This is a genomic window from Kitasatospora sp. NPDC059160, from assembly GCF_042755465.1.
Lineage (GTDB): Bacteria > Actinomycetota > Actinomycetes > Streptomycetales > Streptomycetaceae > Kitasatospora.
The window spans coordinates 1-18,864 of the sequence record NZ_JBHZCN010000149.1 but is presented as its reverse complement, the minus strand read 5'-3'; the positions used below and the strand labels follow the sequence as shown (position 1 = coordinate 18,864).

Genomic DNA, 18,864 nt, shown 5'->3' with positions numbered 1-18,864 from the left:
GACCCGCAGCCCTACATCTGGACCAAGACCGCCGACGAGATCCTCGAACGCCTCGCCGGATATCTGAAGCGAATTCCAGACTCAGGACACTAGCGCGACGGGGTGAAGTCCGGGAGTCGGGCCAGGCCGGCGGCGACCGCGGTGAAGCCCCGGTCGAGCATCCGCAGTTCGTACTCCTGGAGGGCGGAGGGCAGTTCGGCCTCGCCGCGGTGGACGGCGGTGAGCGAGCGGCAGAGCAGGGCGGCGTCGCGGAACGCGAGGTTGGCGCCCTGGCCGGCGCTGGGCGGCATGGGGTGGATCGCGTCGCCGAGCAGGGTGACCGGCCCGGTGCCCCAGTGGGGTACCGGCTCGGAGTAGCGGAACGTCAGTGGTGAGCTGTTGCCGACGTCGGACCGCCGGACCAGCTCGACCAGGTCCGGGTGCCAGTCGCGGACCAGGACGAGCAGTCGGTCGCGCACCTGCGCCCAGTCCGTCGGCGCGGGGCCCGTGAGCGGCTCGGGCAGCATCACCACCCAGCGCAGGTAGCTTCCGGTGTCCGGCAGTTCCACCTCCGGTGCCAGTTCGGCCGCCGCGAGCCGGGGCGGGCGGCGGAAGTCCATCCGGCCGATCAGCAGGCTCGCCCCGGGCCCCTGGACCAGGGTGCCGGCGCCCGGTACGAGCGCGGCGAGCCGTTCGGTCATCGGGGTGCGCCCCAGCAGCGCGCCGCCCGGTACGGTGGCGACCTCGGCCCCGGGCAGCAGCTGCCGCCGTACGGCCGAGCCCACGCCGTCCGCCCCGACCAGCAGGTCGCCCAGCACGCCGGTGCCGTCCGCGAACCGTGCCTCCACCCGGCCGTCCGCCCGCTCCCGGTACCCGACCACGGCCCGCCCGAACTCCACCCGGTCCCCGAGCCCCGCCAGCAGCAGCTGCCGCAGCACGTGCCGGTCGGCGGCGGTTCCCCCGCCGGTCGGGCCGAGCCGCCGCAGCTCCGTCAACTGCTCGTCCACCACGCGCCGTTCGCCGGCGAGCGGTCCGGTCACCGCCGCCAGGAGGCCGTGCAGCCGGGGCGGCAGGCACTCCCGCAGCGCGGCCAGTCCGGGCTCGTCCAACCCGATCCGGAACCCCTGGTACCGGCTGTCCGCCGCGCCCTCCCGCTCGAACACCCGCACGTCGATCCCGGCCCGGACCAGCCCCTGGGCCAGACAGAGCCCCCCGATCCCGGCCCCGGCCACCAACACCTTCATGCTGCGCACCCTCTCCCCGCCTGCCTTCCCGGCCGTTCGTTCCTTGCAGCGTCAGCCTGGCCGACCACGACCCCCGTGCGGCAGGTCGCTCCGTCACCGATCCGGCATGACAGCTGTCACTGCTCCGCTGTCACCCCTCCGCGCGGGCGAACCCGTGGCTGTGCTCGACCTTGGCCACGTGCAGCGAGTAGCTCTGGTACCACTGCGCCCGGCCGCGCTGCTGCGCCGCTCGGTGCTCGGCGTCGGTGCGCCACCGGTCGAGGGCCTCCCGTCGGTCAGTCGAGGCCTTCGGTGATGCGGAAGTCGCGCTCGAAGCCGTCGGGGAGGGCCAGCAGCGCCTTCCGGTACGCCGCGCTCTCGTAGGCCGCGACGGCCTGTTCGAAGCTGTCGAACTCGATCAGCACGACGCGTCGGGTGATTCCAGCCTCGCGGGCGACGACTCGACTGCCACGGGACAGGAGGCGCCCGCCCCCGGCCCGGACAGCCGGACCGGCCAGCTCGTCGTAGGCGGTCAGCCCCTCAGGGTCGGACATCGCGGGGTAGACACTGACCCAGTAGCCCTTGGCCACGGAGAACCTCCTGCGTTCGGCCGGACACGTCCGGCTCCGCATCGACACCCGGATCGGTCGATCCCGGCATGCGCAGGCTAGGGCTTGACGTGCGGCCGAGGGAAAGACCGGTACGGGCTAGGCTCAGAACGGATCGTTATCAATCGGGGGGGAGGGCACGTGGCGCCGGACACCGTGAGCCTGCGCTACTTCCTGGTGCTGGCACAGGAGTTGAACTTCACCCGGGCAGCCGCACGGATCGGCATCGCCCAGCCCGCACTCAGCGCCCGGATGCGCCGGTTGGAGAAGGAACTCGGTACGGCCCTGCTGGTCCGCAGCACGCGCAGCGTCGTACTGACCACGGCCGGTGCGGCGCTGGCGGAGTCCGCGCCGCCCGCGCTGGCGGCGCTGGACCGGGCATGGGACACCGCCCGGAGCGCGGCGGCCGGTGAACTGGGCACGCTGCGCATCGGATACAGCCTCAGCACCGGGGCCGAGACGACACCGGCCCTGGTGGACAGGCTGATGCGCGACAACAGTGGACTCGACGTCCGAGCGGTCCCGATGGCGACACCGGAGATCTCCCCCGCGGTCGCCGACGGCCGCATCGATGCCGGGATCACCCGCGGTGAGCAACCGGGCCGAGGCGTAAGCAGGTTGCTGCTGCGGCGTGCGCGCATCGGGGTCCAGCTGGCGCAGCACCATCCGCTGGCCGGACACCCGGAGATCGAGATCGCCGACGCGGCCGCGTATCCGCTGCGACTCCCGGACCGTGCGGCCAACCCCGTGGTCCACGATCAGCTGTCCGCGGTGTTCCGGGACACCCGACCGCACCCCCGGTTCCACACGCTCGCCGTGTCCTTCGACATGTCCCAGCGCGACCTGCGCGACGGGGTCACCCTCGCCCCCGCCGGTGAAGCCGCGGCCACGGCACAACCGGCCGGTCTCACCTGGCGACCGCTGCGGGGCGCGCCCGGCCTGACGTTCCACCTGGTCCTCCCGCGCGAGCAGTTGCCGCTGCACCGCCGCGTCCGTACCGCCGCCAGAACCCTGGCGCACGAGCTGCACTGGCTGCCGGACTGACGCGCAAGAGGCCCAACGTGCCGGATGCGGGCGGTGCGACGGTTCGGCGATCGGTTCGTCAGCCGACCGCGCCGAGCGGGACGACCTGGTCGGTGACGGGGATCAGGCAGCGCTGTTCGCTGCACGCGCCGAAGCTGACGACGGCTTCGCTCGGCCCGGCCGCGGTCCGGCGGACCGGGAGCGCGACGGTGACCGCGCCGTCCGGGTAGACGGGCAGCTGCACCCCGAGGTCCAGGGGGCTGACGGTGCGCAGCGGGCGGTCGGCCCGGACGGCGCCGTCCGGCGTCAGCCCGCCGCGCACGGCCAGCCGGGTGGGCAGGCCGAGGCCGTCGATGCCGTCGGCGGGCAGGTCGACGCTGTAGAGGTGGAAGCCCGCCTCGTCGGGGGTGAAGGTGGCGGCGAGGACCAGGTGGCCGTCGTCGCCGGGGGCGAGCCGGAGGGAGACGGTGACCCCGCCGCCACGGTAGCTGGCGATGGGGGCGGCGGCCGGGGCCGGGTCGGCGGCGCAGCCGGCCGCCCCGAGGACCAGGAGTGCGGCGACCGCGCCGGCCGCCCGTCGGGTCACCGTCATGCCTGCGCCCAGCGCGTGAGGAAGGTGGCGACCGTGCCGGCGCTCATGGCGCGGGCGTTGGAGAAGGCCCCGTCGTTGCTGGCGGTGCGCACGGTGCCGTCGGGGGAGAGCACCACCAGGGCGGGGATGCCGCTGCTCCGGAGGTCGACGTACCGGGCGGCGAGGTCGAGGTTGTGGTCGAAGCGGCCGACGTCCACCGCGACGACCCGGTAGTCGTCCCGCAGCAGCGGGGTGACCTGCGGGGAGCGGAACAGCTTGTCCAGCACCTTGCAGTCGGGGCACCAGTTGGCCCCGAAGTCGAGCAGGACCGGGCGCTGGTCCCCGGCGGAGCGGGCCAGGGCGGCCTTCACATCGGCCTCGGCGTCCCGGGTCGCGTCGTATCCGTCGGGCAGGTCGGCGGGCGCCGTCCCGGCACTCGCGGCTGCGGTGGCGGCCGTCGGCGCGGCAGCGGAGGTGGTGGCGGCGGAGGTGGCCGGAGTGGTCGTGGGGCGCTCGGCGGCTCGGGTGGTGGAGTCGCAGCCGGTGATCAGCACCGCCGACAGGACGGTGCCGGCGAGCAGGGCGCGGTGGTGCCGCATGGGGTCCCCTTCGGGGTGGTGGGTGGTGGTGTCGGTCGTGCCGACGGGAAGTGGACTGCCGGGTGTGCAGCAGGGGTTGGTGAGCTGAACGGTGCGGGTGGAGAGCGGCGGGTGCGTTCCGGAGCGGTCACGGAAGCGCCGTACCGCCCACGCCGGCGGGCATGCGTCGATACGGTTCCCGCACTGTCCGCACCACGTCCCAGGGGGGACCATGCGACGCACCGCCCTCGCCCTGCTCGCCGCCGCCACCGCCGTCCTCGGCGTCGCCGCCTGCGACCCGACTCCGGTCACCACGACCACGAGTACGGGTGCCCCCGTCCCGGCCACGACGGTGGCCGGTCCGGCACCGGGTGGTACCCAGTCGGCGCCGACGACCGCCGCTCCGACCGCCGCTCCGACCGCCGCCCCGACCGCCGCCCCGGCCGGGGCCGGCGGTGACGCGACCAAGGACGTCGAGATCTCGGCGTGCGAGGTGGACGGCGCGATCCACTGGCCGTCGGCGGCCCTCAAGGTCACCAACCACACCGACACGTCGTCGAACTACCTCGTCCAGGTGGAGTTCGTGGACGCCTCCGGCACCCGGGTGGCGGAGGCCCCCGCCGCGACCGACAACCTGGCCGCGGGTCAGAGCGCCTCGCTCAAGGCGCGCGGGGCGACCGCGGTGAAGGACAAGGTCAGCTGCCGGGTCACCAGCGTCACCCGGTTCCCGGCCCCCTGACCCCGCCCCCCTGACCCCGGCGGGAGCGCCCGGTCAGGCCGGCTGCTGCTCCGCCGCCGCGACCGCGCCCTGGACGGCGGCGACCCGCAGGTCGATGAACGACTGCCGAGGGTCGTTGAAGTTGGTGAACGGCTGCGGGATGTACCGGCCCAGCGCCTGGAACTGGGCCAGCGCCTCGGTCGGCCGCCCGGCCCGGGTCAGCGCGTACGCGAGCCAGCCGTGGGCGTACCGGATCCGGGGGTGGCCGGGGTCGGCCGCCGCGAGGTCGGCGAGCGCGGCGTCCAGGGCGGCACCGACCTCGGGGCGCTGCCAGGCGGTGAGCTTCTCGCCGTCCTTGGCGAACTGCTCGAAGTAGGCCTCCAGCTTGATCGGGGCGAGCAGGCTGCCGGCCGGGGCGGCGGCGATCGCCCCGTCGATGAACCCGTGCATCAGCTCGTGGCTGCCGCGCCACTTGGCGCACCAGTACTGCAGCGCCCGGGTGTGCGCCGCCCAGTGCCGCGGGTCGCGCGCGACCAACTCGGCCCACAGCTGCCGGAAGCGGTCGTTGGACCAGCCGAGGCCCATGGCGATGGGGATCTGCGCGACCCACGGGTTGGGGTCGTCCTCGGGGGCGAGCGCGGCGGCCGCGACGGCGGCCTCCCCGGCCTCGGCCAGGACGCGGTGGAAGCCCGCGAACTGCTCGCGGCTGACGTCGGTCGCGCGGGCGCTGCTGCGGATGTTCCAGGCCAGGTAGACCAGGGCGTCCGCGTGCAGCAGTGCGGCGGCCGGGTCCTGCGGCCGCTCGGCGCGCCAGGCGCGCAGCCAGGCGTCGTCCTCGGCGGCCAGCTCGGCCAGTTGGCGCTGCCGCCGCCAGCGGACGTCGGCGGTGGCGTCGGCGGCGAGGTAGGTGGCGGCGGTCCGCCAGTCGCCGGCCTTGGCGGCGGCGAGGACGGCGGCCTCCTCGTCCTCGGGCCGGTCGTCCAGGAGCAGTTCGCTGCCGAGCAGCAGCCCGTGGTCGGCCGGGACGATGGTGTTCTTCGCCCGGGCCTCCTCCGCCTGTCGTGCCTCGTGCCGGGCGATGGTGGCCTTGGCCCGTTCGAGCTGGGCCAGCTTGCGCTTGGCCAGCCGGGTCATGACGACCGGGAACAGCAGGGCGAGGCCGACGACGGACAGCACGATGATGCCGAGCAAAGGGTGTTCCTCCGGTGGTGCGGTGTGGGCGTTGACTGGTGCGGACGAGTCCGGGCGTTGACTGGTGCGGACCAGTCCGGGCGTGGGCGGGTGCGGCGACGACCGGTCGGATCGCTGTGATCGATCCGACCGATCACACCGATCACACAGCGGCGGCGGTCGGCAGCCCGGCCCCCGCGAGCAGCGCCCGCAGCGGGGCGGTGTCCGGGTCGTCCGCGCAGGCGGCGTCCAGGGCCGCGTCGAAACCGTCCGCGAAGCCGTCCGGCAGCCGGAGTTCGGCCGGCCCGCCCCAGGAGAGCTCCCAGCCGGCGAGCCCGGCCTCGGCCAGGGCGACGACGGTGGCGTGCGCCAGTTCCTCGCGCAGCGCCGGTCGGGCGAACTCCCGGGCGGCCCGGCCGGTGGCCGCGGCGGCCTGCTCGCTCTTGGGCAGCCGGTCGGTGAACTCCCAGGCACGCCCGGCGTCGATGCCGTCGAGCAGCCCGTGGGCGGTGGGCGGCAGGCCCAGCCCGGTGAGCGCCCGGCGGGCGTCCTCGGCGGCCTCGCGGGCGCGCGCCAGCATGGCCGTGCGGACCAGCTCGGGCCAGTCGGCCCGGTGCTTGCCGGAGGCCTCCGGGACGAGCGAGACGACCTCCAGCTCGGCGAGCACCCGCTCCGAGTCGTGCAGCAGCGCCAGGGCGGGGCCGGCGGCGCCGGGGCCGCGGCCGTCGTCGGGCAGCGCCTCGATCGCGGCGACCCGCAGGTGGATCGGCGGGTGGGAGTCGTACGGGTCGGGCTGCTCCTCGGGCAGTTCGAGGGCGTGCTCGGCGAGTTCGGCGCGGCGCTTCGGGTCGCTCAGCAGGTGCTGGAGGCCGCCGTAGACCTGGCCGGGCGGCGGGAGCAGTCCGGCGTCCCAGCCGATGGTGGCGTAGCGGTTGAGGTAGAAGTTCTGGGCGGCCTCCAGCGCCGGGATCCGGCGCAGGGCGGCGGCGGTGGCGTCCCGGCCCGCGAGCTGGGCGGCGACCTGGTCGGCCGCGTACTCCTGGCGGCGGCCGACCGCCTCGGAGACCCGGAAGTAGAGCTTGGCGTAGCCGGTGAACAGCTTGGCGAGCACTCGGTCCACGCCGCCGCCGGCCTGTTCCGCGGAGGGCTTGCGGCCCTTGGCCAGCCGCTTCTCGGCCTTGGCGGCGAGCTTGACGGCCTCCTGGGCCTGGTGCTGGTCGGCGCGGTGGTGCAGTCCGCCGATGGTGTGCAGGACGGCGCGGCGGCCGGCGACGGTGACGGCGGCGAGCCGGACGTCCCGGTTGCTGTAGTGCCCGAACTCGTGCGCCAGCACGGACTCCAGCTCGCCCTCGGTGAGGCCGATCAGCAGCGGGGCGCCGATCACCAGGTGGCGCTTGCCGGGGACGAGGCCGAGCAGCCTGCTCTCCTCCATGACGCCCGCGTTGACCTCGGGCACGAGGCGGATCTCGGCCGGGCCGCGGACGCCGGTGCGCTCGGAGATCCGGTCGACCATCGCCCAGATCTCGGGCTGCCGCTCGCGGGTGAGGAGCACGCCGGGCAGTTCGCCGTCGTCCTTGCGACGCCGGGTCAGGAACACCACCCGGACGACGGGGTAGGCGACGGCGGCGCTCAGCGCCCAGAGCTTGACCAGCCCCGGGCGGAACTGGCCGGAGGCCTGGTACAGGGCGACGTCGAGGGCGATCAGGCCCGCGACGATGCCGAGGGCGAGCAGGTAGAAGCCGATGAGCAGGGCCACGGCGGTGGCGGCTCTTGTTGACGTGCTCATGGCAGCAGAACGCTGGGGCGCGCCCATGCGATGGTCCTCCCCCTGGGCGCGACGACATGAGCGGCGCGCGGTTGTTGCATGGTGAACGGGTGTGCGACGAGTGGAGATGGTAGCGGTCCCCGGACGGCCCGCGCACCGGGGTCAGCGGCTCCGGATCACCGCTCCGACCTGCGGGTTCGTCACGGGTTCCGATTCGTGCGGGCTTGACGGCATTCGGCCGCCGCCGACCCTGCGCCTCGGCCGCCGACCACCGTCCTCGGGCCCCAGGCCCCGCCCGGCGCGCCGCTCCGGCCGTCAGCGCCCGCCGGCCGCGATCGCCTCACGGACGGTCACCAGGCAGGGGTCGCAGTACCGGTCCGGCACCGGCGAGCCGTCGCCGGGCGGCAGTACGCGCTGGGACGGCTCCAGGAACCGCCCGCACAGCGACGCCGACGCGTCGTCCTTAGCGACCACGTGCCACACCACGGCGGGCGGCGACACCGCCGGGTCGTGCTCGGCCCACATCTCGTACACGGTGACCTCCACGGTCTCGGGGCTCGGTCACCCCATGCAACCCCGGGACACCCTGCTCGGCCACCGGGCCGGACCCGGTGGGATGGTTCCACCTGGTCCGCGTCCGGTTCCCGGTCCGGAGCGGGCGGCGGACGGATGCTCACCGCCGGTGCCGAAGCCGAGAGTCGGCGCCACCCGGACGGCGGGCGCGGCCGCGCGCCGGCCCGGCCGGGCAGGGCGCCGAGTGCCCGACGGCCCCGGGGGTATCCTGCCCGGATGTCCTCACCAGTTGCCGGGCCCGTGCCCCCGGCCGCGCCGGGCGACGACCCGGCGGTCGTGCGTTCGGACGACGACCCGGCGGTCGTCCTCTCGGGCTTCGGCCCGGTCGGCCGCGCCTTCGCCGAGCGGTTGCTGACGCACGCGGACGAGCTCGCCCGCGACCACGGCGTCCGGCCGAGGCTGGCGGCCGTCCGGGTCGGGTCGGCGGAGGTGGAGTTGCGGGACGGCGGCCCGGTCCCGCCCCGGGCCGAGTGGGCTCCGCCGGGCCCGCTGGCGCGGACCCTCGACCGGACCGGTGCGCGGGTGCTGGTCCAGGCGCTGCCGTCCTCCCCGCAGCTGCGGCAACAGGCCGCCGATGAGGCCGTCCTGGCGCTCGGCCGCGGTGTCCACGTCGTCACCGCCACCAAGAGCCACCTGCTCGGCCACTGGCGTGAACTCGGCGCGGCCGCCCGGGCCGGCGGCAGCCTGATCAGGATCTCCGGGGCCACCGGAGCCGCCCTCCCGACGGCCGACCTGGCGCGCACGGGGGTGCGGGGCCTCGGCTGCCGGACGGTCCGGGCCTGCCCCAACGGGACGGCCACCTTCGTGCTCGACCGCCTGGCCGCGGGCGACTCCCTCGACCGGGCGGTCGGCGAGGCCCAGCGGCTCGGCATCGCCGAGGCCGATCCCTCGGCCGACCTCTCGGGCGCCGACGCCGCCACCAAGGTGCGGCTGCTCGCGGCCCTGCTGTGGGGCTGGGACCCGTCGGCCGTGCGCGTCGACGCGGTGGCGGTGGACGCCGGGACGGGCGCGGCGGCGCTGGCCGCGGCCGCCGAGGGGCGCCGGCTGCGGGCGGTGGCGAGTGCGAGCGCGGACCGCCCGCTGGTGGTCGAGGTCCGCCTGGAGCCGACCGCGCCGGGCGACCCGCTGTACGCGCTGACCGGCCCGGAGAAGGCGGTCGTCTACGGCTGCCCCGAGGCCGGGGACATCACGGTGAGCGGCGGCCGGTCCAGCCCGCTCGGCGCGGCGCTCGCGATGCTGCGGGACACTCTTGACGTCACGGCGCCCCGCAGGCACGGCTTCGGCTGAGCCGCGCGGAGCCCTGCGCCGGTCCTCGTGGCGATCGTGGAGGCGTTGTGGGTAACGATCCAGCGGCCCGGCGGGCGGCCAAACAGACCGGCGACAGGGACGGCGACGGCGCGGGCATGCGGCCGTGGCGGTTCGTGGTGTGGTTCGGCATCGTCAGCCTGCTCGCGGACTTCGTCTACGAGGGCGCCCGTTCCGTCACCGGCCCGCTGCTGGCCTCGCTCGGTGCCTCGGCGACGCTGGTCGGCGTGGTGACCGGCGCGGGGGAGGCGGCGGCGCTGGTCCCGCGCCTGCTGTCCGGGCCGCTCGCCGACCGCACCGGCCGGTTCTGGGCGCTGGCGATCGGCGGCTACGCGCTCACCGTCGCCGCCGTGCCGCTGCTCGGCGTGGCGGGCTCGCTGGGGGCGGCCTGCACCCTGGTGATCGCCGAGCGGGTCGGCAAGGCGGTCCGCTCACCGGCCAAGGACACCCTGCTCTCGCACGCCACCGCCGCCACCGGCCGGGGCCGGGGCTTCGCCGTCCACGAGGCCCTCGACCAGGTCGGCGCGGTGATCGGCCCGCTCATCGTGGCCGCCGTGCTCGCGGCCACCGGCGGCTACGGGCCCGCGCTCGGCGTGCTGGCCGCCCCGGGCGTGGCGGCCCTCGGCCTGCTGTGGTGGCTGCGCTCCCGGGTGCCCGACCCGTCCCGCTACGAGTCGGCGCGGCCCGCCCGACCCCCGGTGCCCCAAGCCCCTGCCCGAGCCTCAGTTCCGTCCCCGTCCCCGGCGCCCGTCCGCCCACCGCTGCCCCGCGCCTTCTGGGCCTACGCGGCGTTCACCGCGGCGACCATGACCGGCTTCACCACCTACGGCGTGCTCTCCTTCCACCTCGTCCGGCACCACCTGCTCACCGCCTCCGCCGTACCGGTGCTGTACGCCGGGACGATGCTCGCCGGCGCGCTGGCGAGCCTGGTCACCGGCTGGCTGTACGACCGGATCGGCCCGCGCACCCTGGTGGCGCTGCCCGTGCTGGCCGCGGCCGTGCCCCCGCTGGGCTTCGCCGACGCGGTGGCGCCCGCCGCGGCCGGCGCGCTGTTGTGGGGTGCCGCGCTGGGTGTCCAGGAGTCGACCCTGCGGGCGGTGGTCGCCGACCTCGTCCCCGCGCCGCGCCGGGCGACCGCCTACGGGGTGTTCGCCGCCGTGGTCGGCCTCGCCACGCTGGCCGGCGGGGCGCTCACCGGCGCGCTCTCCGCGGTGTCCGTCCCGGCGCTGGTCGTCACCGTGGCCGCCGTCCAGGCCGCCGCCCTGGTGCTGCTCGCCACGGTCCGCCCGGGGCGCGGCCGGATCACGCCGGGGTGACGGCCTGGGGGAAGGTGAAGAGGCCGTCCGGGTCGTAGGCGCGCTTGACCCGCCGCAGCCGGTCGAGGTTGCCGCCGTAGTACGCCTGCGCCCAGTCGGTCAGCCGCGGGTCGGGGTAGTTCTGGTACGCCTCGCCGCTCGCGTACGGGCGCATGGCGCTCCAGACGTCCTCCAGCCAGGCCTGGGACTGCTCCACCCCGGGCCCCGAACCGGCGCCGGGAGACGGATAGTTGGCGATGTACTGGGCCGCGAACAGGGCGCCGCGGTGGACGAAGGCGGTGTCCCCGGGGGCCACCCGGCCGACGGCGCCGCCCAGCGCGTCGAAGGCGACCGAGGCGCTGCCGCCCTGCGGCGTCGTCCGCGCGTACCGGTCCACGGCGGCCACCAGGGCCGCGATCCCGGCCGCGCCGATCGGCCGGGTGTAGAAGTCGGACCGGGCCGCGTACGACACCCTGGTCAGCCGGCCGTCGGGGTTCCGGCCCGGCAGACTGCCCGGCAGGTGGGCGGCGGCCTCCGACCAGCCGGCCACCCCGCCCATCTCCTTCATGGTGTCCAGGAACGGCGCGGTGTGCAGCGAGGCGGTGGCCGGCGCGACGGCCAAGCGGTCGACCAGGTCGGCGAGTTCACCCTGCGAACCGAGCAGGTTGACGGTGCTGGTGAGGCGCAGCCTGCCGTCCGGCCAGGTGTCCAGGTGGAGGTTGGCCCAGAGCTCGTCCGGTGCGCCGGCCACCCAGGCCTGCCAGGCCGCGACCACCGACCCGGCGGCCGACCACGGCCAGGAGAGGAAGCCGTACGCGCAGCTCACCGCCGGGTGGGTGCGGAAGGTGAAGGAGGTGACCACGCCGAAGTTGCCGCCGCCACCGCCGCGCAGCGCCCAGAACAGGTCGGCGTCGGCGCCCGCCGCCACCTGCCGGATCCGGCCGTCCGCCGTCACGACCTCTGCGCCGGTCAGGTTGTCGCAGGTCAGCCCGTACGCCCGGCAGGTGACGCCGATTCCGCCGCCCAGGGCCAGCCCGGCCACGCCGACGCTCGGGCAGGAACCGGCCGGGACGGTCACGCCGTCGGCCGCCAGCCCGGCGTACACGTCGATCAGCCGCGCGCCCGCCCCGACCGTCGCCGAGCCGCCCGTCGCCGGGCCGCCCGAACCGCTGACCCCCGCCATCGCGCCGACGTCCAGCACCATCCCGCTGCCCGAGGACCAGCCCGCGTAGCTGTGGCCGCCGCTGCGCACCGCGACCGGGACGGCGTGGCGGCGGGCGAAGGCCAGGCAGGTGGCGACGTCCTGGGAGGAGGCCGGGTAGACGATCCCGGCGGGGTGGAGGTCGTCGAACTGCGGCTGGTAGAGCCGGCTCGCGTCCTGGTAGCGGGCGTCCTGCGGGCCGATGACGGCGCCGCCGAGGTCCTTGGCCAGCGCGGCCCAGTCGGCCGGGCCGGCCGGGGTGGGGCTCGCGCTGCTCGGCCGGGGCGTCGGCGACCCGGTGGAGGCCGACGGGTCCGGGGACGGTCCGGCGGCCGGCCCGCCGCAGGCCCCGAGCGCCGTCGCCAGCGACGCGGCCAGGGGCGCGGCGGCGAGCCGCAGCACCCGCCGTCTCTCCGGCCGGTCCGGCCCGGCCGGGGGGTTCGGTGCCGCTTCGCTCCCGCTCATTCCCGCCCCTCGCTCCCGGCCGTGGCCCGTGCCCGCACGGTACCCGCAGGTGCCGGGGCCGGGGGCCGACTTGGGCCAACCATAGGGTGGTTCGCGGCGACGGCGGCCGCCGCCTCGACCGGGTCGCCGACCGGGGTGGTCGGATCGGGGGCGGTGGAGTGCGCCCAGGCGTCGTCCAGGGCGAAGAAGTCGACCGGCACCGGCCGGGTGTGCTGGGTCAGGGCGTCGTCCAGGGAGGCGAAGTAGGCCGCCCAGCGCTTCGCGTAGAGGCCCGAGACGAGGCCGGACCACTCGCGGGCGGCGTAGTCGTGCAGGCCGCCGTCCTCCGACTCGGCGCGGGTGCCGCCCCAGGTGGTGAGGAGCGAGCGGGCGTCGTACCGGAGTCGGTCCCGTTCGGCGGGGGCCGCGGCCCAGTCCGGCACCCGGGCGAGCCAACTGCCGACCAGGAAGCGGGAGTCCGTCGCCGTCACCCGTTCCAGCTCGGCCTCGGCGGCGGTCCACCGGCCCACCAGCGAGCGGAACGCCCGCAAGTCCCCTTCCGTGTAGGCCCTTTCGATCAGCGGCAGCAGGCGGCGGCTCTCGTCGGCGAGGGCCTGCCGGGCGACGTTGACCAGGTCGAAGCGGTAGGCGTCGGTGCCGCGCCGTTCCGGTGCGGCCCGCAGCAGGCCGTCCAGGGCCGCGCGCACCGTGGCCGGGTCGAAGCGCGTCCTCGGCGGCGACCAGGACCCGGAGGTGGCGGCGGTCAGCGAGGGGCGCGCGGTGAACAGCCCGTCCTGCGGCTCGCTCCACCCGTCGGACGGCATGCCGTACGGGCCGTCGCGCAGCTGTGCCCAGGCCGCCGCCGCACCGGTGTCGGCGCCGCCGTAGCGGGCGGCCGCGTACGCGGTGAACCAGGCGGCCCGGTCGATCTCGGCGGGCGACCAGGCGAGGTCGGCGAAGAGCGCGAGCGCCGCCGGGTCGCTGCCGGTGCCCTCGGGCATGAAGGCGATGCCGCTCAGCGCGCTGCCGGGCGCGGTGCGCCACCGGTGGAAGCGGCCGGTCCAGACGCCGGTGTTGGCGCCGAAGGTGGTCTTGCCGCCGAAGTTGGGGATGGTGCCGAAGGCGTACGGGGTGCCGTTCCAGTCGCCCTCGCGGTCCAGGCCGTCGTAGCGGTCGGAGAGGCCGTCGACGATCAGCATCCGGCGGCGGTCCACCCCGGCGAGCAGCGCGGCCGTCGGATTGTGCTCCCAGCCGAGGACGGCCCAGACCGCGCCGGGGTGGGCGGTCAGCAGCGCGCGCTGGATCGCGCCGGCCGCGGCGGGGACGTCGACGCCGCCCGCGGTGCCGCCCTCGTGCAGGGGGTCCATCTTGTACATCGCGCTGTCGCCGAACACCTCGCGCTGGGCGGTGTAGTAGGCCTCGGCGACGCGGGCGAACAGCGGGTCGGTCGGGTCGAGCCAGGAGTCCCGGGCGAAGGCCGTCCAGGTGCCCTGGGGCACGACGGCGGCGCCGGGGTTGCGCGCGGCGAAGTCGGCCGGGACGGTGCCGAAGTAGCCGGGCAGGACCGGGGTCATGCCGAGCGCCCGCAGCTGCTCGCAGACCCGGCGGCCGACGGCGGTACGGGCGGCGACCAGGTGCTCGGAGACCGGGCCGCCGAAGCCGGACATGTTCTGCAGCAGCCACCAGGGCTGGTGCGCGGGCGCCGGGATCCAGGCGCGCAGCTCGGCCGAGGAGTAGCCGAACCGCTGGAGCGCCCGGTGGTAGGGCTGCTCGGCGCCGACGGTGACCAGCACCTCGTCGAAGCCGTGCAGCGCGAGCACGTCGATCTCGTGCTGGTACTCGGCGAAGCCGCGGTAGGCCCCGGAGTAGCCGGCGTCGGTGTCGTTGAGCGCGTAGCGGTGCGGGACGACGGCGGAGCCGGTGTGGGCGGCGGGCACCGGCGGCAGCACCGGCGGGAGCGTCGCGGTGCTGTCGCCCGGGAGGCCGATGTCGGCGTGGGCGACGGTGCGCAGGTACCAGCCGACGCCCGCCAGCAGGGTGGCCGGGGAGGTGCCCCGCACCCGGATCGCGCCCGCCGTGCCGGACACGGTGAAGGCGTCGGCGCCGTCCGCCGGCCGGGCCCCGGCCGTCAGCTCGAACTGGGCGGCACGCCCCGGCAGCAGCCGCCCGAGCGCGGCCCGCGCGGGCGCGGTGTCGAAGGCCGCCGGGGCGGCGCCCGGCGCCGGTCCGACCGCCGACGCGACGGCGGCGCACACCAGGAGCAGGGGGAGCAGTACGGGCATGCGACCGACGGTCGCACCCGCACACCCGCCCGCCGCCCCCGGCTCGCGGGCCCTCACCCGGATGAGCCGTGGCCACCTGGTTGCCGTCGGTGCGGCGCGATGACTGAATGGAGCGGGGGGCGGATCCCAGTGGTGAGGAGCGGGACCATGCCGAAGGTCCGGGTGAACGGCGTCGACCTCCACTACGAGCTGACGGGCGTGGGCGATCCGCTCGTCCTGGTGCACGGCTCCTGGGCCGACCACACCCACTGGGACCTCGTCCGGCCGCCCCTGGCCGAGCGCTACCGCGTCCTGGTCTACGACCGGCGCGGGCACAGCCGGAGCGAACGCCCGCCCGGGCCCGGCTCCCGGACGGAGGACGAGGACGACCTCGCCGCCCTCGTGCAGGCCCTCGACCTGGCGCCGGCGCACATCGCGGGCAACTCCTTCGGCGCCTCGACGGCCCTGGGCCTGGCCGTCCGCCGCCCCGAGCTGTTCCGTACGCTCATCGCCCACGAGCCGCCGCTGATGGCGATCGTGCCCCCGGAGCCGGACCTGCTGCCCGTGATGCGGGCGGTGGAGCGGCGGATCGACTCCGTGCTGGCGCACCTGCGCGCGGGCGAGACCCGCGAGGGCGCGCGGCAGTTCGTGGACGAGGTCGCCTTCGGGCCGGGGACGTGGGAGCGGCTGCCGCTGGAGGTCCGGGACACCCTCCTCACCAACGCCCCCACCTTCCTCGACGAACAGCAGGACCCGGGCTGGCCGCTGCTCGACCTCGCCGGGCTGTCCGCGTACCCGGGCCCGTCCCTGCTCACCGTGGGCACCGAGAGCCCGCCCTGGTTCCCCGCGATCGTCGCCCGGCTGGCGCGGGCGCTGCCCCGGGCGCAGGTCCGGGCCCTGACCGGGGCCGGCCACACCCCGCACGTCACCCACCCGGCCGAGTACGTGCGGACGGTGAGCGGCTTCATCGAGGCGCACCGCTGACCGGGGGCGCGCGGCAGGGCGCGGGTCAGAGCGCGGGTCAGGGCGCAGCTCAGGGCCCGGGCTCCGCCAGCCATCCGGCCAGTACGGCGGCCTGGCTGTGGTCGACGTCCCTGGTGGCGGTCAGCAGGGTGAGCGCGTCCTGGGCGGCGAGTTCCCGCAGGTGGCCGGCGGCCTCCCGGTGCCCGGCGTCGCGCAGCTCGGCGAGGTAGCGGCGGCGGAACTCGGCGAAGCGCTCCGGGTCGTGGCCGTACCAGGTGCGCAGTTCCGTCGAGGGGGCGACGTCGCGCAGCCACTCGTCCAGGCGGGCGTCCGCCTTCGTCATGCCGCGCGGCCAGATCCGGTCCACCAGGACCCGCCGGCCGTCCTGCGGCGAGGGTTCCTCGTAGATCCGCCGGTAGGCGATCCGTGCGGTCATGTCCGGTCCTCCCGGGTGGGTGGGGGGCGTGGCCGCCGCTACCCCCAGTAGCCGACGTGCACCGCGGAGGCCTCCTCGAAGAGGAACGGCCCCGACGCCTCCACCGTGCTGCCGCCGGCCGCGAAGACCGCGCGGCACGGCAGGTCGAGCACCGGCTCGTCCGGGTCCACGCCCGCGATCGCGTTCAGTTCGGTCGCGGCGAGCGCGTAGACGACCCGGCGGATGCCGCTCCAGTGGATCGCCCCGGCGCACATCGCGCACGGCTCGGTGCTGGAGTAGAGCACGGCGTCGGCGAGCTGGTGCGGGGCCAGGGTGCGGGAGGCCTGCCGGACCAGGTTGATCTCGGCGTGGGCGGTCACGTCGTGGTCGGTCAGGACGGTGTTCTCGGCGGTGAGCAGGACCTTCCCGTCGGGGCCGGTGAGCAGCGCGCCGAAGGGGTGGTTGCCGTGCGCCCGGGCGGAGGCGGCGAGCTCGATGGCGGCGAGCAGGTGCTCGGGGGAGTGGTCGGGGGACTGGTCGGCCATGGGGGTCTCCTCGGGCGGTGCGGACGGGGACGGAGGACAAACCTATGCCGCCGGGCGGGCGACGCCGTAGCCGCTCGCCTCCGTCCCCCGACCAGTCTCACCCCGCCGGTGCCGGGCCGCCCCGGCACCGGCGGTCACGGGCGGCTACGAGGCCGAGGGCGTGGCCCGGCTCCGGAGCTCCTTCTTGTCCGGCTTGCCGGTGTCGGTGAGGGGCAGCGCGTCCGTGAAGTCGACGACGTCGGGCACGTACATCTCGCCGCGGCCGTCGAGCACCGCGGCCCGCAGCTCCCGCGCCGTGACCGCCACCCCGGGGACGGGCACCACGGTGACGTGGATGCGTTCGTGGCCGCCCTCGCCGCGTACCCCGTAGACGGCGCACTGCCGCACGCCCGGGTGGGTGTGCAGGAAGTCCTCCAGCTCGGTGGTGTACACGTGGCCGCCGACGACGGCGATCATGTCCTTGATCCGGTCGACGACGGCGAGGTAGCCGTGCTCGTCGAGCCGGCCGAGGTCGCCGGTGTGCACCCAGCCGTCCCGCAGCACCTCGGCGGTGAGCTCCGGGTTCTTCCAGTAGCCCTCCATCGCGTTCTCGGACCGGACGCAGATCTCCCCGACCTCGCCGACCGGGAGCGCCTCGCCGGCCTCGTCGCGGATCTCCACCTCGACGCCGTCGACCGGACGGCCGGCCGTGCGCAGCAGGTCGAGGCGGTAGGGGTCGTGCTCGTCGGCGGGCAGCACGCTGACGATCCCGGCCTCGAACTGGCCGTAGGCCTGCTGGAAGACCCGGCCGAAGCGGCGGACCGCCTCGGCCATGCGCACCGGCGAGGAGGGCGTGCCCCCGTAGGTGATCTGGCGGAGGGCGGAGATGTCGGTGGCCGCCGCGTCGGGGTGGTCCAGCACCTGGTAGAGCAGCGGGGGCAGCAGGAAGAGGTCGGTGATGCGTTCGCGGGCGAGGGTGGCCAGCACCTCGCCGGGGTCGAAGGCGTAGTGGAGGACGACGGTGCCGCCGGTGGCGAGGGTGCCGTCGGCGATGAAGCCGGCCGCGTGTGACAGCGGCGTGCACACCAGGTCCCGCCGCCGCTCCCCGGTGATCAGCGCGGCGAGCCAGTTGCCCTGCATGCGGGCGAAGCTGCTGCGGATGCCCTTGGGGTGGCCGGTGGTGCCGCCGGAGTGGCGGATGAAGCACAGGTCCTCCGGCCGGGCGGCACTGGCCAGCGGCGCGTCCGACCGGCCCGCGGCCAGCGCGAGGAGGTCCTCGCCCAGCTCCGGCGCCGCCTCGTCGTTCTCGCCGAGGACGAGGACGTGCTTGACCGGCACGGCCGCGGCGAGGGCCGCGCCGCGCTCCGCGAGGCGGGGGTCGACGATGAAGGCGTAGGTCTCGACGTCGGCCATGATCCGGGCCTGGACGTCGGTGCCCAGCCGGATGTACAGGTGGTTGAAGTGCGCACCCAGGAGGTTGACCGCGTAGCGGACCGCGACGGTCTCCGGGATGTTCCCGCACAGCAGGGTCACCGTGCGGCCGCGCTCCACGCCCCGCTCGCGCAGGGCGCGGGCGAGCCGGTAGACGAGGGAGCGGAACTCCGCGGCCCCGAGTCGGCGTTCGCCGCTGACCAGCACCTCCTGCCCCGGTTCGTCCGACAGTCCGTCGAGGACGATCTCCACGTAGTTGCGGAACTCGTGGTCACCGCCGTCGCCGGCGGGGTCGGCCGGGCGTACCTCGGGGGTGCTCATCGCTGCTGGTCTCCTTGTGAGTTCGGACGCAGGGGACGCCCCGGAGGCGGGGCGCCTTGTGCACGGATGGTTGTCCGTCCTCCATCAACTACCCAGGCCCGGGCGGTTCTACCGGCCGCCGGGGGTGTGCTGGGTGCGCTGATCGGGCGGCCCGGCCTCGGCGTTGGGCGCCGAGGCCGGACGCGGGTCAGTTGGCGACGCTGAAGTCGCCGCCGACCGCGGCGGCGATCTTGTCCACGCCGGTCAGCGCGGTGAGCGAGGTCACCGGGGTGGAGCTCTCCGTGGTGGTGCCGTTGGCCAGCTGACCGGAGCCGTTGGCGCCCCAGGAGCGCACGGTGTTGTCGCCGAGCAGGACGATGGTGTGCTCACGGCCGCCGTCGACGAGTTGGACGCCGGTCAGGCCGGGGACGGGGACGGGGGTGATCCGGTAGTCGGTGGTGCCGTCGCCGATCTGGCCGGAGGTGTTCTGGCCCCAGGCCTTGAGCTTGTTGTCGCT

At 75.8% G+C, this 18,864-nt stretch carries 17 protein-coding genes and 1 pseudogene; 5 read left to right on the top strand and 13 right to left on the bottom strand.

Annotated features, from left to right (window positions below; translation table 11 throughout):
* Positions 1–89: 89 nt before the first annotated feature.
* On the bottom strand, positions 90–1,223 hold the full coding sequence (locus ACFXOZ_RS38800) for an FAD-dependent oxidoreductase (RefSeq protein ID WP_380594682.1): 1,134 nt from the start codon (positions 1,221–1,223) through the stop codon (positions 90–92).
* 275 nt (positions 1,224–1,498) lie between these two features.
* A complete protein-coding gene (locus ACFXOZ_RS38795; RefSeq protein ID WP_380594680.1) occupies positions 1,499–1,792 on the bottom strand; it encodes a DUF1330 domain-containing protein in 294 nt (97 codons plus the stop codon).
* Between the two features lie 159 nt (positions 1,793–1,951).
* Between ACFXOZ_RS38795 and ACFXOZ_RS38790 the strand changes: the two genes are divergently transcribed.
* Entirely contained in the window at positions 1,952–2,854 is a 903-nt protein-coding gene (locus tag ACFXOZ_RS38790; protein WP_380594678.1) for a LysR family transcriptional regulator, read from the top strand.
* A 58-nt stretch (positions 2,855–2,912) separates the two neighbouring features.
* On the opposite strand, the gene ACFXOZ_RS38785 is transcribed toward ACFXOZ_RS38790, so the two are convergent.
* On the bottom strand, positions 2,913–3,425 hold the full coding sequence (locus tag ACFXOZ_RS38785; protein ID WP_380594676.1) for a hypothetical protein: 513 nt from the start codon (positions 3,423–3,425) through the stop codon (positions 2,913–2,915).
* Positions 3,422–4,003, bottom strand: coding sequence for a thioredoxin family protein (locus ACFXOZ_RS38780; protein WP_380594674.1), 582 nt, complete (start codon positions 4,001–4,003; stop codon positions 3,422–3,424). The genes ACFXOZ_RS38785 and ACFXOZ_RS38780 overlap by 4 nt, the downstream gene beginning before the upstream one ends.
* A gap of 211 nt (positions 4,004–4,214) precedes the next feature.
* Between ACFXOZ_RS38780 and ACFXOZ_RS38775 the strand changes: the two genes are divergently transcribed.
* Positions 4,215–4,721: an FxLYD domain-containing protein gene (locus tag ACFXOZ_RS38775; protein ID WP_380594672.1), complete on the top strand. Its 507-nt coding sequence runs from the start codon at positions 4,215–4,217 to the stop codon at positions 4,719–4,721.
* Between the two features lie 33 nt (positions 4,722–4,754).
* Here ACFXOZ_RS38775 and ACFXOZ_RS38770 read toward each other — a convergent pair whose 3' ends face one another.
* From ACFXOZ_RS38770 to ACFXOZ_RS38760, 3 genes are all read right to left on the bottom strand, one after another.
* Positions 4,755–5,891, bottom strand: coding sequence for a hypothetical protein (locus ACFXOZ_RS38770; protein WP_380594670.1), 1,137 nt, complete (start codon positions 5,889–5,891; stop codon positions 4,755–4,757).
* Positions 5,892–6,033: 142 nt separating this feature from the next.
* Positions 6,034–7,683: a M48 family metalloprotease gene (locus tag ACFXOZ_RS38765; protein ID WP_380594668.1), complete on the bottom strand. Its 1,650-nt coding sequence runs from the start codon at positions 7,681–7,683 to the stop codon at positions 6,034–6,036.
* 267 nt (positions 7,684–7,950) lie between these two features.
* Positions 7,951–8,181 carry a hypothetical protein gene (locus ACFXOZ_RS38760; RefSeq protein ID WP_380400019.1) on the bottom strand — a complete coding sequence of 77 codons (231 nt, stop codon included), beginning with the start codon at positions 8,179–8,181 and terminating at the stop codon, positions 7,951–7,953.
* 243 nt (positions 8,182–8,424) lie between these two features.
* Between ACFXOZ_RS38760 and ACFXOZ_RS38755 the strand changes: the two genes are divergently transcribed.
* Both ACFXOZ_RS38755 and ACFXOZ_RS38750 read left to right on the top strand, forming a co-directional pair.
* Positions 8,425–9,495, top strand: coding sequence for a homoserine dehydrogenase (locus ACFXOZ_RS38755; RefSeq protein WP_380594666.1), 1,071 nt, complete (start codon positions 8,425–8,427; stop codon positions 9,493–9,495).
* 47 nt (positions 9,496–9,542) lie between these two features.
* The gene (locus ACFXOZ_RS38750) at positions 9,543–10,829 is read left to right on the top strand and encodes an MFS transporter (protein WP_380594664.1); all 1,287 of its coding nucleotides are present in this window, start codon (positions 9,543–9,545) and stop codon (positions 10,827–10,829) included.
* Here the strand turns inward: ACFXOZ_RS38750 and ACFXOZ_RS38745 are convergent.
* Complete coding sequence (locus ACFXOZ_RS38745; RefSeq protein WP_380594662.1) at positions 10,816–12,474, bottom strand: FAD-binding oxidoreductase; 1,659 nt, start codon at positions 12,472–12,474, stop codon at positions 10,816–10,818. The genes ACFXOZ_RS38750 and ACFXOZ_RS38745 overlap by 14 nt on opposite strands.
* Positions 12,471–14,735 carry an alpha-N-acetylglucosaminidase gene (locus tag ACFXOZ_RS38740; protein ID WP_380594660.1) on the bottom strand — a complete coding sequence of 755 codons (2,265 nt, stop codon included), beginning with the start codon at positions 14,733–14,735 and terminating at the stop codon, positions 12,471–12,473. Before ACFXOZ_RS38740 ends, ACFXOZ_RS38745 begins: the two co-directional genes overlap by 4 nt.
* 147 nt (positions 14,736–14,882) lie before the next feature.
* Here ACFXOZ_RS38740 and ACFXOZ_RS38735 point away from each other — a divergent pair, with 147 nt between their 5' ends.
* Positions 14,883–15,698, top strand: coding sequence for an alpha/beta fold hydrolase (locus tag ACFXOZ_RS38735; protein WP_380522296.1), 816 nt, complete (start codon positions 14,883–14,885; stop codon positions 15,696–15,698).
* Positions 15,699–15,747: 49 nt separating this feature from the next.
* Here ACFXOZ_RS38735 and ACFXOZ_RS38730 read toward each other — a convergent pair whose 3' ends face one another.
* From ACFXOZ_RS38730 to ACFXOZ_RS38715, 4 genes and pseudogenes are all read right to left on the bottom strand, one after another.
* Complete coding sequence (locus ACFXOZ_RS38730; protein WP_380522294.1) at positions 15,748–16,113, bottom strand: DUF488 domain-containing protein; 366 nt, start codon at positions 16,111–16,113, stop codon at positions 15,748–15,750.
* Between the two features lie 38 nt (positions 16,114–16,151).
* Positions 16,152–16,637 (bottom strand): nucleoside deaminase, encoded by a 486-nt coding sequence (locus tag ACFXOZ_RS38725; RefSeq protein WP_380522291.1) that lies wholly within the window; start codon positions 16,635–16,637, stop codon positions 16,152–16,154.
* 144 nt (positions 16,638–16,781) lie between these two features.
* Positions 16,782–18,368 (bottom strand): AMP-binding protein, encoded by a 1,587-nt coding sequence (locus tag ACFXOZ_RS38720; protein ID WP_380594658.1) that lies wholly within the window; start codon positions 18,366–18,368, stop codon positions 16,782–16,784.
* A 187-nt stretch (positions 18,369–18,555) separates the two neighbouring features.
* A pseudogene (locus ACFXOZ_RS38715) lies at positions 18,556–18,864 on the bottom strand (hypothetical protein); the annotation flags it as partial.

What these genes read in the sequence shown, in the direction of transcription:
- ACFXOZ_RS38755 (WP_380594666.1), top strand. Translation starts at nt 8,425, where the DNA reads ATGTCCTCACCAGTTGCCGGGCCCGTGCCCCCGGCCGCGCCGGGCGAC.
- ACFXOZ_RS38765 (WP_380594668.1), bottom strand. Translation starts at nt 7,683, where the DNA reads ATGGGCGCGCCCCAGCGTTCTGCTGCCATGAGCACGTCAACAAGAGCC.
- ACFXOZ_RS38740 (WP_380594660.1), bottom strand. Translation starts at nt 14,735, where the DNA reads ATGCCCGTACTGCTCCCCCTGCTCCTGGTGTGCGCCGCCGTCGCGTCG.
- ACFXOZ_RS38775 (WP_380594672.1), top strand. Translation starts at nt 4,215, where the DNA reads ATGCGACGCACCGCCCTCGCCCTGCTCGCCGCCGCCACCGCCGTCCTC.
- ACFXOZ_RS38725 (WP_380522291.1), bottom strand. Translation starts at nt 16,637, where the DNA reads ATGGCCGACCAGTCCCCCGACCACTCCCCCGAGCACCTGCTCGCCGCC.
- ACFXOZ_RS38735 (WP_380522296.1), top strand. Translation starts at nt 14,883, where the DNA reads ATGCCGAAGGTCCGGGTGAACGGCGTCGACCTCCACTACGAGCTGACG.
- ACFXOZ_RS38720 (WP_380594658.1), bottom strand. Translation starts at nt 18,368, where the DNA reads ATGAGCACCCCCGAGGTACGCCCGGCCGACCCCGCCGGCGACGGCGGT.
- ACFXOZ_RS38730 (WP_380522294.1), bottom strand. Translation starts at nt 16,113, where the DNA reads ATGACCGCACGGATCGCCTACCGGCGGATCTACGAGGAACCCTCGCCG.
- ACFXOZ_RS38800 (WP_380594682.1), bottom strand. Translation starts at nt 1,223, where the DNA reads ATGAAGGTGTTGGTGGCCGGGGCCGGGATCGGGGGGCTCTGTCTGGCC.
- ACFXOZ_RS38745 (WP_380594662.1), bottom strand. Translation starts at nt 12,474, where the DNA reads ATGAGCGGGAGCGAAGCGGCACCGAACCCCCCGGCCGGGCCGGACCGG.
- ACFXOZ_RS38785 (WP_380594676.1), bottom strand. Translation starts at nt 3,425, where the DNA reads ATGACGGTGACCCGACGGGCGGCCGGCGCGGTCGCCGCACTCCTGGTC.
- ACFXOZ_RS38780 (WP_380594674.1), bottom strand. Translation starts at nt 4,003, where the DNA reads ATGCGGCACCACCGCGCCCTGCTCGCCGGCACCGTCCTGTCGGCGGTG.